Below are 13,663 nucleotides of genomic sequence, written 5' to 3'. Positions count from 1 at the left end.
TGACATGACCCAAACCCTGACCTGCATCTCGCCGATCGACGGATCGGTCTTTGCGACACGCGAAACGCTCGGCCCCGACGCCGCGCGCGCCGCCGCCGCCCGTGCCCGTGCGGCGCAAGCCGCCTGGGCGGCCCGCCCGCTGCAAGAGCGGATCGACCTGGTGATGGCCGGCGTCGCCGCCGTCGGCGACATGAACGACCAGATCGTGCCGGAACTGGCGCGGATGATGGGCCGCCCGATCCGCTATGGCGGCGAGTTCGGCGGCTTCGAGGAGCGCGCCACCCACATGGCCTCGATCGCGCGCGAGGCGCTGGCCAATATCGACGTGGGCGAGGACGAGACCTTCAAACGTTACATCCGCCGCGTGCCGCTGGGCGTGGTGCTGGTGATCGCGCCGTGGAACTATCCCTACATGACCGCGATCAACACGGTGGCGCCGGCGCTGATCGCGGGCAACACCGTGATGCTGAAACACGCCACGCAGACCCTGCTGGTGGGCGAGCGGATGGCCCAGGCCTTCCACTCCGTCGGGGTGCCCGAGGAGGTATTCCAGAACGTCTTTCTCGACCATGACACCACCGCGGACCTGATCGCGGGACGTGCCTTTGATTTCGTCAACTTCACCGGCTCGGTCGGTGGCGGCAAGGCGATGGAACGCGCGGCGGCGGGCACCTTTACCGGTGTCGGGCTGGAGTTGGGCGGCAAGGATCCGGGTTACGTGATGGAGGACGCCGACCTGGACGCAGCGGTCGAAACCCTGATCGACGGGGCGATGTTCAACTCGGGCCAATGCTGCTGCGGCATCGAGCGGATCTATGTCCACGAAAGCCTGTTCGACGCCTTCCTCGAAAAGGCGGTCGCCATCGTCAACGGCTATACGCTGGGCGATCCGCTCGACCCGGAAACCACGATCGGACCGATGGCCAATGCCCGTTTTGCGCAACAGGTCCGCGCCCAGATCGACGAGGCGGTGGCGGCCGGCGCCAAGGCCCATATCGACACCATGGCCGGGGATGACGGCGGCACCTATCTCACGCCGCAGATCCTGACCAATGTCACCCATGACATGCGGGTGATGCGCGAGGAAAGCTTTGGTCCCGTGGTCGGCATCATGCCGGTCAAGGACGACGAAGAGGCGCTGGCGTTGATGAACGACAGCGACTTCGGCCTGACCGCCAGCCTCTGGACCCGCGACCTGGAGCGCGCCGAACGCGTCGGCGACCGGATCGAGACCGGCACCGTCTTCATGAACCGCGCCGATTACCTCGATCCCGGGTTGTGCTGGACCGGCTGCAAGCAGACCGGGCGCGGCGGCGGGCTTTCGGTGATCGGCTATCACAACCTGACCCGTCCGAAATCCTATCACCTGAAAAAGGTGACCGGCTGATCCTGCCACGCCCGTTCGTGCCGATGCGGGGGCGGGCGCCCCTCTGAGAAAAGGTGAGAAAATGTCTCTCGTTGGAAACTGGTCCTATCCGACCGCGATCCGGTTCGGTGCCGGGCGTATCAAGGAACTGCCCGAGGCCTGCGCGGCGGCGGGCATCACCAAGCCGCTCTTGGTGACCGACCGTGGCCTTGCCGCGCTGCCGGTGACGCAATCCACGCTCGACGTGATAGAGGCCGCCGGTCTGGGCCGTGGCCTCTTTGCCGAGGTCGATCCGAACCCGAACGAAAAGAACCTCATGGCGGGTGTGGCGGCCTATAACGCCGGCGGTCATGATGGCGTGATCGCCTTTGGCGGCGGCTCCGGCCTCGACCTAGGGAAAATGGTCGCCTTCATGGCGGGCCAGACCCGCCCGGTGTGGGATTTCGAGGATATCGGCGATTGGTGGACCCGTGCCGACGCCGATGTGATCGCACCGATCATCGCCGTGCCGACCACCGCCGGCACCGGCTCGGAGGTGGGCCGCGCCAGTGTCATCACCAATTCCGAGACCCACGCGAAAAAGATCATCTTCCACCCCAAGGTGCTGCCCAGCGTGGTGATCTGCGATCCCGAGCTGACCGTGGGGATGCCGAAGGCGATCACCGCCGGCACCGGGCTGGATGCCTTTGCCCATTGCGTCGAGGCCTTCTCCAGCCCGCATTACCATCCGATGAGCCAGGGTATCGCGCTCGAGGGGATGCGGCTGGTCAAGGAGTACCTGCCGCGCGCCTATGCCGATGGCGCCGATCTCGAGGCCCGCGCCAACATGATGAGCGCGGCGGCGATGGGGGCCACCGCGTTCCAGAAGGGGCTGGGCGCCATCCACGCCATGAGCCACCCGATCGGCGCGCATTTCAACACCCACCACGGCACCACCAACGCGGTCTGCATGCCCGCCGTTCTGGACCTCAACGCCCCGGTCATCGCGGCGCGCTTCGACAGCGCGGCGGCCTACCTGGGGATCGAGGGCGGTTTCGACGGGTTCCGTGCCTTTGTTCAGACGTTCAACGACAGCCTCGGCATCCCGCGCAAGCTTTCCGACCTGGGGGTGACAGGCGAGAGCATCCCGGCGCTGGTCAAGGATGCGCTCACCGATCCGTCCTGCGGCGGCAACCCGGTCGAGCTGACCACGGAAAACCTCACCGCGCTGTTCAACGCCGCGCTCTGAGGGTGATTTCCCGGCACCGCGGCGGCCTGCAAGGGGCGGTCGCGGTGCCTGTTTTCACTCTGGAATGAACCGCTTGGCCATCTCTGCCTCCTGTGCCCCTGCATCAGGGCCCAGGTGGTCTGCGTATGCGCGGTCATGACCGCCCGCACAGAGACGCCGCCAATCTGATCGACCATCAGCGAAGTCCGAGTTCCCCCAAATTCCGACCCGGGCCGGTCCCGCGCGTGCTCGGCGATCAATCCGCCGGCCCGGTGTCCTTCACCCCGAACACGGCGAGGTAGAGCGCCGGGACGAACAGCAGGGTGATCAGAGTGCCGGCGACGATCCCCCCCATCATCGCATAGGCCATCGGCCCCCAGAAGATCTGGCGCGAGATCGGGATCAGCGCAAAGCTGGCCGCCGCCGCCGTCAACAGGATCGGCCGGGCGCGGCTGTCGCTGGCCTGGTAGACCGCCTGCCAGGGCGGCATCCCGTCGGCGCGCAGGACCTCGATCTCGCTGACCAAGATGATCGAGTTGCGGATCAGGATACCGGCCAGTGCCAGCACGCCGAGGATCGCGACGAAGCCGAGCGGTGCGCCAGAGGGCACTAGCGCCGCGACCACGCCGATCAGCCCGAGGGGCGCGGCGCAGAGCACGATGAAGGTCAGCCGGAACCCCTGCATCTGGATCATGATCAGGGTCAGCATGACCAGAAGCATGATCGGCACGACCGCCGCGATCGGACCCTGGCTGGCCGCGCTTTCCTCGACCGAACCGCCCAGGTCGACCGCATATCCCGGCGGCAGCGAGGCCTCGAAGGCCGCGATCTTGTCGGACAGCGCCGCCACCACGGTCGCGGCCTGATCGTGGGTAACGACGGCGGCTTCGACCGTGATCCGCGGCACCCGGTCCCGCTGGTGCACCTCGGGCTGTTCGGTGAAGAACTCGAAGGTGGCCACCGCCCGCAGCGGGATCGTGACCCCGGAGGTGGTGCCGATCTGCAGGCTCTCGATGCTTTCGATCGAACTGCGGGACTCCGCGTCGCCGCGCGCGAGGATGTCGACGAGGTACTTGGAGTCGCGCAACTCGGTCACCTGTCCGCCGTCATAGATCTGGTAGAGCGCGGTGGCGATATCGCTGGAGGTGACGCCCAACTGCCGGGCCTTGTCCTGCAGCAGGTTCACCTTGACCACGCGTGCCGGTTCGTTCCAGTCCATCACGATGTAATCGAGGCGTGGATCGGTCGCGACGATGGCGGCAAGCTGCCGGCCAAGCTCGGGCAGGCGGTCGATGTCGGGGCCGCTGACCCGGTATTGCACCGGCCGACCGACCGGCGGGCCGATCTCCAGCAGCTTGACATAGGCGTCGACCCCCGGGAACGCGGTCTTGACCAGGTCCTCAAGCTCGGCCCGCAGGGCGTCCCTGGCCTCGAGCGAGGGGGTCTGGATCACGATCTGGCCGACGTTCGGGCCCGGTGTCATCACGTGGTAGGACAGGATGAAGCGCGGCGCGCTGCGCCCGACGTAGGAGGACCAGAACAGCACGTGTTCATGTCCGTCGAGATAGGCGTCCAGCCGCTCCACCTCGGCGCGCGTTTCGCTGATCGAGGCGTTGCGGGGCAGGGTGATGTCGATCAGCAGTTCGGGGCGGTCCGAGTTGGGAAAGAACTGTTGTTCGACGAACCGCATGCCCCAGATCGAGGCGGCGAAGACCGCCAGCGTCACCCCGATGGTGAGCCAGCGCGCGCGCATGGCCCCGCGCAGCGCGGCGCGGAAGGCCCGACGCACCGCGCCGCCGTCGGCATGGTGGGCCTTCATCGTCTTGGGCAGCAGGGTAACCCCGATCAGTGGCGTGAACAGGACCGCCACGATCCAGGACACCACCAATGACACCGCGATGACCACGAAGAGCGAGAAGGTGAATTCCCCGGCCGCCGAGTCGTTGAAGGCGATCGGGATGAACCCGGCCACGGTGACCAGCGTGCCCGAGAGCATCGGAAAGGCGATCGACGTCCAGGCGTAAGAGGCCGCCTTGCGCAGGCTGTCGCCTTGTTCCAGCCGCGAGATCATGGTCTCGATCGCGATCATCGCGTCGTCGACCAGCAGCCCCAGCGCGATGATCAGCGCGCCGAGCGAGATGCGCTGAAGCGTGATGCCATAGACCTGCATGACGACAAAGGTGATGGCCAGAACCAGCGGCACCGCCAGCGTCACCACCAGCCCGGCGCGCAGCCCGAGGCTGATGAAGCTGACCGCCAGAACGATCAGGATCGCCTCGGCCAGCGCCTGGATGAAATGGCCCACGGCCTCATCCACCGCGTGGGGCTGATCGGCGACCTGGTGGATCTCGATCCCGACCGGTAGCTCGGCCTGGATCCGCTCCATCAGCGCGTTCAGCGTTTCGCCGAAATCCAGGATGTTGGCGCCCTGGCGCATCCCGATCGCCATCCCGACGGCGTCCTGTCCCATGTAGCGGAACACCGTGCTGGGCGGATCGACATAGGCGCGGCGGATATCGGCGACATCCGACAGGCGGAAGAAACGGCCGTTCACACGCAGGTTGATCTCTTCCAGGCTGTCGGCCCCGGTAAAGGCGCCGCCGACACGCACCAGAACCCGCTCGGACCCGGCGTCGATCTCGCCCGAGGGCAGGATCGCGTTCTGCGCCGCCAGGGTGGCCTGAACCGCCTGCGGGTTGAGGCCAAGGGCGGCCAGCCGGTCGGTGTCGAAGTCGAGATAGATCACCTCGTCGCGGGTGCCGAACAACTCGACCTTGCCGGCATCATCCAGCCGCTGCACCTCGCGCCGGACGTCCTCGGCGTAATCGCGGACCTCGCGCGGGGTGAACCCGTCCGAGGTGAAGGCATAGATATTGCCGAAGACATCGCCGAAATCGTCGTTGAACTGGAACCCGGCGAACTCCTGCGGGAAGTCGCCGCGGATGTCCGACATCATGTTGCGGACGCTCTGCCAGATCCGGGGCAGCTCGTCGGCATCGGTGTTGTCGCGCAACTCGACATAGACGATGGATTGGCCCGGCCGCGTGATCGAGCGGGTATAGTCCAGTTCCGGCAGATCGGCGAGTTTCTTCTCGATCCGCTCGGTGACCTGGGTCAGCGTCTGGGAGACATCCGCACCGGGCAGCGCCGCCGAGACGATCATCGTCTTGATCGAAAAGCTCGGGTCCTCTTCGCGGCCAAGGCCGGCGTAGGCCAGCGCCCCGGCCACGACCGAGACCACCATCAGGAACCAGACGAAAGACCGGTGGCGAAGTGCCCAGTCGGAAAGATTGAAACCGTTCATTTCTGCACCCGCGGGCCGACGCTCTGCCCGTCCTTGAGAGAGTGGATCCCCTTGATGACAACCTCTTCGCCCGGCGACAGCCCGTCAGCGATCCGAACCTCGTCGCCCAACCGGGCGCCAAGGGTGACCGCGCGGCGTTCGACGGTATCGGTCGCGCGATCGACCACCCAGACGGCCGGGTCATCCCCGCGCGACAGGATGGCGGAATAGGGGAGGCTGACACCGGAGGTCGCGTCCTCGGCGGGGCGCACGCCGACCAGCGCGCCAAGGCGGAACTCCGGCGGGGGGGCGATCAGGCTGAGGTGCACGCGGCGGGTCCGGGTGCTGCGCTCGGCCTCGGGGTCGACTCGGTCGAAGGTGGCGCGCGCGGTGATGTCCGGTTGCGCGATCAGCGAGACGTCGAACGGCATGCCGGGGCTGAGCCGGGCGACCTCGCGCTCAGTGACGTCGATCGCAATTTCCAGGTGATCGGTCGCGGCCAGTTGCAGCACCGGTTCCCCGGCCGACAGGGTGGTGCCCGGCTCGGCGTAAACCTCGGTGATCACCCCGTCATGCGGCGCGATCAACGCGGTGTCCTTCAACCGGTCCCTGGCCTGCGCCAGTGTCGCCTCGGCCTGTTCCATTTGTGCCTTTGCGGCGGTATAGGCCCGCTCGGCATCCTCCAGCCGGGTCTGGCTGCCGACCGAGCGCGCGAACAAGGCGTCGGCACGCTCGCGTGCGTTGCGCGCCGAGCGCAACTGTGCCCCGGCGACGTTGATCCCGGCCTGGGCCGCGCGCAGATCGGCCTCGAAGTCCTCGGGATCAATCCGGGCGAGCGTTTCACCGGCCGTGACCATGTCGCCCCGGTCAACCGGCCGCGCGGCAACCGTGCCCAGCAGGGGAAAGCCCAGGACCGCCTCGATCCGGGCGGAAACGGTGCCGACATAGCCGGTCGCGCCGTCCTGCTGCAATTCCACGATCTCCGAGACCACGGGGCGCGGCGCGGAGGCCGGTGCGGCGCCGTCGGTTTCCGCCAGGGTCGGCGAGGCCGCGACGAGGGCGAGGATCAACAGATGTTTCATTCGACATCCTCCGCAGGGCGCACCACGCGGCCCGGAAAAAGCAGATGAGCCCCGCGACCGACCACCAGGGTGCCCGGCTCAAGGCCGCCGGCCAGGACGATCCGCGTGGTCTCGAACCGCGCCACCTCGATCGGCTGCAGCGAGACGGCCATCGTCTCCGGATCGACGACCCAGACTGCCGGTCCTTCGCGGGTGGAGGCGAGGACAGAATGTGGCAGCGCGATCTGGGACAGGCTTTGCCAACTCACGGTGCCGATCACCGCGTCGCCGAACGAGGCGACTTCGGGCGGGTCAAACACCGAGATCGTCACCGCGACGGTGCCGCGCGCGGTATCGACCAGCGGAGACACCTCGCGGCCCTGCCCGGAAAACTGCGTGTCCGGGTAGTCGAGGAGGGCCAGGCGCACCTCGGTCTGATCCCTCGCCTCGATCAGCAGTGCCTCGGGCACATCGAACACGGCATCCAGTTCAGCGCCCAGGGCGAGGCGAACCACCGACTGTGCTGCGCCGACCACTTCGCCCGGTTCTCCCAGTTTCTCGATCACGGTGGCGTCTTTGGGGGCCTTCAGAACCGTGTCGTCCAGCGATTTGCGCGCCAGGTCGAACTGGACCTGGGCCTGGGCCAGGTTGCCCTCGGCGATGCTGAAGGCATCCTCGGCGTCATCGCGGGCAAGGCGGGTGGTCGCGCCGCGCTCCAGCAGGCTTTCCTGCCGGTCGAAATCCTCTTTCGCCTGGTTATAGTCGGCCTCGGCGCTGGCCAGCGCCGCCTGCGCCGCGCGCAGGGCCTGCTCCTGTTGCACCGCGTCGAGCCGAGCCAGGACCGCACCGGCGCTCACCCGGTCGCCGGCCTCGACCAGGACATCGGCCAGGCGTCCGCCGGTCGGAAACGAGATCTCGACCGGGTCGCGCGCGACGATCTCGCCGGTCAGCGAGAATTCGCGTGTTTCCATCCGTTTCTCGACGGTGATGATCTCGACCGAGAGCGGCGGCGCCGCGAAACAGGGAAGCGCCAGGCAGACAAGCGCGAGGATCAGGGGGAAACGGGTCATTCATGCGCTCCGTGTTGCGGCGGGCAGGGCATCAATCAGGGCCTCGATCCGGTCGGCGACGGTTGGCGCCTGCTCGTCGGTGGCAGGCCAGACGTCGAAAAGGGAAAAGAACTGGAGCCCCTCGATGGCGCACCAGATGGTCAGCGCGCCCTCGGGGTCGGCGGTCTCGGCCTTGATCCTCTCCCAGTGATTGGCAAACACCTCGCGCAGCTTGGCGTTGGTCGAGGGGCTTTCGGCGTGCGAAGCGACCAGTGCGATTCGCACGCTGTCCGGCCCCTGCATCCGCGCCCGCATCGTCGCGTTGACGGCGCGCAGGGTCGGGTTGGCAAGGTCGCGGAACCGGGCGCGGTGGGTTTCGATCTCCGTGCCGACCGTTTCGACGAACCGCTGCAGCATCCCGTCCAGCAGAGCGTGCTTGGACGGGAAGTGATAGAGCACCCCGCCCTTGCTGACCCCGGCTTCCTTCGCGGCGGCCGCGAGGGTCAGGTGCCGCGCCCCTTCGCGCAGGGCCACCGCCTCGGCGGCTTGAAGGATCCGGTCGCGGGCGTTGCGGTCTGGGGCAGGGGACATGAGGCGGCCTTTTACTGTACCGTCTGGTCGGTACAGTCGGGCGGTGATGCCGTCAAGGCGCGCCGGGCATGATTGGGCGGCTTGGTTTCTCCCGGTCCCGGCGTTTGCACAATCAACAGGCGTTTTCGGCGGGCGCCGTTCGGTCCGGATCAGGACAGGATCTTGCGGAACCGCGACAGCACCAGCGTCAGCGAAACAGCCGCCATCGCCACAATCGCCAACAGGTCCGGATAGACCAGGGACAGGCCGCTGCCGCGGTAGAGGACCGATTGCGCGAAGGATGCGAAATGGGCCGAAGGGTTGACCCAAAGCATGACGAAACGCAGCCAGTCGGGCATGGACTCAAGCGGTGTCAGCCCCCCTGAGAGCAGGAGAAGGATGACGATGACCGGAAGCACCAGCAGCCCGAACTGGCCCATGTTGTGAGTGAAGCTGGCCAGCATCAAGCCCAGCGAGCCCACCGCCACGACATAGATCGCCGCGCCGAAGATATAGAGCCCGAGCGACCCGGCCACCGGCACCCCCATCGCCCCCTCGACCACAAGGATCAGACTGGCCAGCGAGGCGACCAGGATCACCAGCCCCGTCGCCAGGATCTTGGACAGCACGATCTCATGCGGGCGCACCGGCATCACCAGGACATGTTCGATGGTGCCATGTTCGCGTTCGCGGATCATCGAGGAGCCGGACAGGATCAGCATCAGGATCGTCACGTTGTTCATCAACTGCATCACCGAACTGAACCACGCAGCGCGCAGATTGGGATTGAAGCGGTTGCGGAAGACGACATCGACCAGCGAACTGTCCGCGGTCCCCGGTTGCAGGTAGTCGGTGATCGCCTGCGACAGCAAATAGGCCATATAGGTCGCGCCAGTGCCGGCAAAGGCCACGGCCGTCGCATCCACCGACAGCAGCAGCGTGGTCGCATGCCCCGCGCGCAGGTCTTGTTCGAAATCCGGCGGGATGCTCACGACGATGACGTATTCTCCGTCGATCTGCGCCTGTTTTGCCGTCTCCGGCGGGATCAGCGCGGGCGGGGCGAAAAGCGGCTCTTGGATCGAATCGATCAGCCGCAGCGAAAGCGGGCTGTGATTCTCGTCGACCACGGCAACCGAGAGGTCGTTGACCTCGGTCGAGGCGGCCATCGATACCATCCAGACTGCAAGGGAGAAGATATAGATGATCAACACGATCATCACCCTGTCACCGCGCAGGGCGCGCAACTCCTTGATGGTCAGGCGCAGGGTGTTGAGCAGCGAGCGGAGCATCTCAGGCCTCCTGCTTGTGCAGCGCCAGCGCGGCGAGCAACAGATAGGCGAGGCAGAACAGTGCCAGCACCACCAGGTTCAGCGCGATTTCCCCGAAACCAAAGCCTTTGAGGTAGATGCCGACCGAAACCGGCTGGAACCACGCGCCGGGAAAGGACAGGCCGAAGGCCCGTGCCGAGGGCCCCAGCGTCGAGACCGGCGTGATCAGGCCGGAGAAATTCACCGTCGGGATGATCGAGATGACCGCAGTGGCAAAGACGGCGGCGACCTGGGTGCGGGTAAAGGCGGACACCAGCTGTCCGATCCCGGTGGTGGCGGTGACGTACAGCAGGGCGGCCACCGTCAGCGCCGCGAGCGAGCCGGTGAAGGGAAGCTCGAACATCCAGCGCCCCAGCGCCATCATCATCCAGAAACTGACGGTCGCCACCACAATATAGGGTAGCTGTTTGCCGACCAGAAATTCGACTTGTCGCACCGGGGTCGAACGGAAATTGGCGATTGTGCCGGTCTCTTTCTCGCGCACGACGCTGATGGTGGACATGATCGCGGGGATCAGGAACAGGATCAGCATCAGCATCGAGGGCACCATGGCATAGGCGCTCTTGAACGCCTGGTTGAACATGTACCGGGTTTCGATCGAGACGCTGCTGGTGCTGCTCTGGCCGGTTTCGGTTGCGACCAGGTCCGAGAACCATGTCAGGACCCCCACGGCATAGCCGCGCGCGGTTTCCGCGCGGAACGGCATCGACCCGTCGATCCACAGCGACATCTCCGGAACGGTCGTGCCCTGGTGCAGCGCCTTGCCGAACCCGTCGGGGATCTCTATCGCGACGGTCAGTTCTCCCTTGCCCATCCGGTCGTTCAACTCGTCGATGGAGGAGAACGCCGGTTTTTCCTCGAACTGCGGGATCGAGGTGAAGGCCTCGGCCAGGGCGCGGCTTTCGGGGCTGCGGTCCTGGTCGTTGACCGCAAAGCTGAGCTCGTCGATGTCAAAGGAAATCCCGAACCCCATGGTGAGCATCAGGATCAGCGGCCCCGCCAGCGCAAAGAACATCCGGATCGGATCGCGCATCAGTTCCAGCGCCTCGCGCCAGCAATAGGCCCAGAGCCGCGTCGCGGCGGTGTGAAGTCGCCCCTCCGACTTTTCCGTGACCGGAAAGGCCGCGACCTCCTCGGTCCCTGTGTCCGGCGGGGCCTCGGCCTCCAGCCGTTCGATGAACGCCTCTTCCAGCGTGGCCGCACCGTGGTGTTCGACGATTTCGGACGGCGATCCCACCTCCAGCACGCGCCCCGCATGCATGAGCGAAATCCGGTCGCAGCGTTCCGCCTCGTTCATGAAGTGGGTCGAGATGAAGATCGTCACCCCATCGTCCCGCGAGAGCGAGATCAGCTTGCGCCAGAAACTGTCACGCGCCACCGGATCGACGCCCGAGGTGGGTTCGTCCAGAATCAGGATGCGCGGGCGGTGGATCACCGCGACGGCCAGCTGCAGCCGTTGGCGGATGCCAAGCGGCAGGCTTTCGGGCATCGCCGTGGTGACATCGGCAAGATCGAACTCGGCAATGACCTCGGCCACCCGCGCGGCGCGGCGGTCAGAGGGAAGGTCATAGAGCTTGGCGTGCAGGTCAAGGTTCTGGCGCACGGTCAGCTCGCCATAGAGCGAGAAGCTCTGCGACATATACCCGATGTCCTGCCGGGCCTGCATGTCGCCGGCGCGCAGTGGCTTGCCGAACAGCATGGAACTCCCGGCGCTGGGCGGCAGCAGGCCGGTGAGCATTTTCATCGTGGTGGACTTGCCGCAGCCGTTGGAGCCGATGAAGCCAAAAATCTCGCCTTCGGGAATGTTGAAACTGACATCGTCCACGGCGGTGAAGGTGCCGAAGCGCTTGGTCAGCCCCGTCGCCTCGATCGCGGGAACCGCGTTGTCCTGCGCGACCCGGGGGCGCAGGGTGACGCCGGCGTCCTGTGCAGCAGAGCCGGGCAGCAGTTTGACAAAGGCCTCTTCCAGCGTCTTGCTGCCGGTATCGGTGCGCAGCTTGGCGGGCGTGCCGGTGGCGATAACTTTCCCGTCGTTCATGGCTGCCAGCCAGTCGAACCGTTCGGCCTCTTCCATGTAGGCGGTGGCGACCACCACGCTCATGTCGCTCAGGTTGGCCCGGATGCGGTCGATCAGGTCCCAGAACTGCTGGCGCGACAGCGGGTCGACCCCGGTCGTCGGCTCGTCGAGGATCAGCAGGTCGGGATCGTGGATCAGCGCCGAGCACAGGCTGAGTTTCTGTTTCATCCCGCCCGAGAGCTTTCCCGCCGGCCGGTCCGGGAAGGGGGCCAGCCCGGTGGCCTCCAGCAACATGTCGATCCGCGCGGCACGCTCGCGCGCGCCCTGTCCGAACAGCCGGCCGAAGAAGTCGAGGTTTTCGCGCACCGTCAGCGTCGGATAGAGGTTCCGCCCCAGGCCCTGCGGCATATAGGCGATCCGGGCCCCCAGCGCCGCGCGCGCGTGCCGGTCGCCGATGTCATGGCCAAGCACCGTGACCTCGCCGTGCTGCAGTTTGCGCACGCCGGCGACAAGCCCCAGCAGGGTGGACTTGCCCACCCCGTCCGGGCCGATCAGCCCCAGCATCTGCCCCGCCGGCAGGCTGAGGGACACATCATCCAGCGCGGCATGCGCGTTGTAGATGTGCGATACGCCGCGAAGCAGGGCAACGTGGTCCATCAGGTCAGTCCGCGATGACGGTCCGAAGGTGCTCGGGCCAGTCCGCCGTCGGATTGGTCCGCACGAAGCCGATCCCGCGCACCCCGGTCTTGATCTGGGTCTCGAACTCCGAAAGCAGCGCGCGCGGAACCGTCAACTGGACGCGGAACACCAGGTCCTCGCGCTGCTCGGTTGTTTCGACGCTTTTCGGCGTGAACTGGGCCTGCGGCGAGATGAAGGTGATCCGCGCCGGCACCACCTTGTCGGGGATCGGGTCGAGGACCAGTCGCGCCTCGTCGCCGATGGCGAGCGGCCCCACCACCGTCGCGGGCAGATAGATGTTCATGTAGACGTCGGTCAGGTCCAGCATGGTCACGACCGGGGATCCGGCGGCGATCACCTCGCCCGGCTCATGCAGCCGGTACAGCACGCGGCCCCGGATCGGGGCCTGGATCGTCAGGTCGTCCAGCATCAGCTGAACCTGTTGCTGCTGCGCCTCGCTGGCGGCGATCGAGGCCTCGGCATCGCTGATCTGGGCCTTGGCCATCGCGACCGCGGCCTTGGCGCTGTTCAGGGCATTGGTGGCATCGTCGAGGACGCTTTGCGAGGTGGTGCCGCTGTCGTGCAGCTTGGTGGCCCGTTCGAAATTGGTCTGCGCCACGTCAAGCGTGCTGTTGGCCTGCATCAGGGTCGCCTCGGCGACCGCCTTGGAGGCCCGGGCCCGCAGGACCGCGGCCTTGGCCCCGTTCAGCTTGGCGGCGGCGTCGGCGGTGTCCATTTGCGCGATCTCCGCGCCGGCGGCCAGAAGGTCTCCCTCTTCCACCGATACGGTGGAAATCCGCCCGGCATATTTCGTCGCCACGTCGACCGTCTGCGCCTCGATCCTGCCGTTGGAATGATAGATGTCGGCGTCCGGGCTGGGTTTCCCGAACTTTTCCAGAAGCGCTTCGAAACGGGATTCTGCTTGGGCCGGGGGGGCGCCCAGAGGGGCAAGCGCAAGCGCGCAGAGGAAGGCAACGGCAGGGCGGGCGATGAGGCGGTTCAGCGCCCGGCGGGGAACGAGGGGAAACGTGGTATCCATCTTGGGTCGACGCACCTTTGAAAGAACGGTTGTTTGTCGAGAAATCGCGAAACGCGCACGGCGCG

At 66.5% G+C, this 13,663-nt stretch carries 9 protein-coding genes; 2 read left to right on the top strand and 7 right to left on the bottom strand.

Annotated elements, in window-relative coordinates; all coding sequences use genetic code 11:
* Positions 1-4 precede the first annotated feature (4 nt).
* Entirely contained in the window at positions 5-1,387 is a 1,383-nt protein-coding gene (locus ABWV23_RS09390) for an aldehyde dehydrogenase family protein (RefSeq protein ID WP_353347187.1), read from the top strand.
* Positions 1,388-1,448: 61 nt separating this feature from the next.
* The gene (locus tag ABWV23_RS09385) at positions 1,449-2,594 is read left to right on the top strand and encodes an iron-containing alcohol dehydrogenase (protein ID WP_353347186.1); all 1,146 of its coding nucleotides are present in this window, start codon (positions 1,449-1,451) and stop codon (positions 2,592-2,594) included.
* Positions 2,595-2,829: 235 nt separating this feature from the next.
* On the opposite strand, the gene ABWV23_RS09380 is transcribed toward ABWV23_RS09385, so the two are convergent.
* The 7 genes from ABWV23_RS09380 to ABWV23_RS09350 form a co-directional block, all read right to left on the bottom strand.
* Positions 2,830-5,877 (bottom strand): efflux RND transporter permease subunit, encoded by a 3,048-nt coding sequence (locus ABWV23_RS09380; RefSeq protein ID WP_353347185.1) that lies wholly within the window; start codon positions 5,875-5,877, stop codon positions 2,830-2,832.
* Entirely contained in the window at positions 5,874-6,938 is a 1,065-nt protein-coding gene (locus ABWV23_RS09375; protein ID WP_353347184.1) for an efflux RND transporter periplasmic adaptor subunit, read from the bottom strand. The genes ABWV23_RS09380 and ABWV23_RS09375 overlap by 4 nt, the downstream gene beginning before the upstream one ends.
* Positions 6,935-7,987 (bottom strand): efflux RND transporter periplasmic adaptor subunit, encoded by a 1,053-nt coding sequence (locus ABWV23_RS09370; RefSeq protein WP_353347183.1) that lies wholly within the window; start codon positions 7,985-7,987, stop codon positions 6,935-6,937. Before ABWV23_RS09370 ends, ABWV23_RS09375 begins: the two co-directional genes overlap by 4 nt.
* Complete coding sequence (locus ABWV23_RS09365; protein ID WP_353347182.1) at positions 7,988-8,557, bottom strand: TetR/AcrR family transcriptional regulator; 570 nt, start codon at positions 8,555-8,557, stop codon at positions 7,988-7,990.
* Positions 8,558-8,706: 149 nt separating this feature from the next.
* Positions 8,707-9,825, bottom strand: a complete 1,119-nt coding sequence (locus tag ABWV23_RS09360; RefSeq protein ID WP_353347181.1) for an ABC transporter permease — start codon at positions 9,823-9,825, stop codon at positions 8,707-8,709.
* 1 nt (position 9,826) lies between these two features.
* Positions 9,827-12,538 (bottom strand): ribosome-associated ATPase/putative transporter RbbA, encoded by a 2,712-nt coding sequence (gene rbbA / locus ABWV23_RS09355; RefSeq protein WP_353347180.1) that lies wholly within the window; start codon positions 12,536-12,538, stop codon positions 9,827-9,829.
* Between the two features lie 4 nt (positions 12,539-12,542).
* Positions 12,543-13,598: an HlyD family secretion protein gene (locus ABWV23_RS09350; protein WP_353347179.1), complete on the bottom strand. Its 1,056-nt coding sequence runs from the start codon at positions 13,596-13,598 to the stop codon at positions 12,543-12,545.
* Positions 13,599-13,663: the final 65 nt, after the last annotated feature.

It is taken from the genome of Aquicoccus sp. SU-CL01552, assembly GCF_040365005.1.
GTDB lineage: Bacteria > Pseudomonadota > Alphaproteobacteria > Rhodobacterales > Rhodobacteraceae > Antarcticimicrobium.
This window is presented reverse-complemented; position numbering and strand designations above follow the sequence as displayed.

Bases quoted from the DNA above. Each gene is read 5' to 3' on its own strand.
- ABWV23_RS09390 (WP_353347187.1), top strand. From the start codon at position 5: ATGACCCAAACCCTGACCTGCATCTCGCCGATCGACGGATCGGTCTTT.
- ABWV23_RS09385 (WP_353347186.1), top strand. From the start codon at position 1,449: ATGTCTCTCGTTGGAAACTGGTCCTATCCGACCGCGATCCGGTTCGGT.
- ABWV23_RS09380 (WP_353347185.1), bottom strand. From the start codon at position 5,877: ATGAACGGTTTCAATCTTTCCGACTGGGCACTTCGCCACCGGTCTTTC.
- ABWV23_RS09375 (WP_353347184.1), bottom strand. From the start codon at position 6,938: ATGAAACATCTGTTGATCCTCGCCCTCGTCGCGGCCTCGCCGACCCTG.
- ABWV23_RS09370 (WP_353347183.1), bottom strand. From the start codon at position 7,987: ATGACCCGTTTCCCCCTGATCCTCGCGCTTGTCTGCCTGGCGCTTCCC.
- ABWV23_RS09365 (WP_353347182.1), bottom strand. From the start codon at position 8,557: ATGTCCCCTGCCCCAGACCGCAACGCCCGCGACCGGATCCTTCAAGCC.
- ABWV23_RS09360 (WP_353347181.1), bottom strand. From the start codon at position 9,825: ATGCTCCGCTCGCTGCTCAACACCCTGCGCCTGACCATCAAGGAGTTG.
- rbbA (WP_353347180.1), bottom strand. From the start codon at position 12,538: ATGGACCACGTTGCCCTGCTTCGCGGCGTATCGCACATCTACAACGCG.
- ABWV23_RS09350 (WP_353347179.1), bottom strand. From the start codon at position 13,598: ATGGATACCACGTTTCCCCTCGTTCCCCGCCGGGCGCTGAACCGCCTC.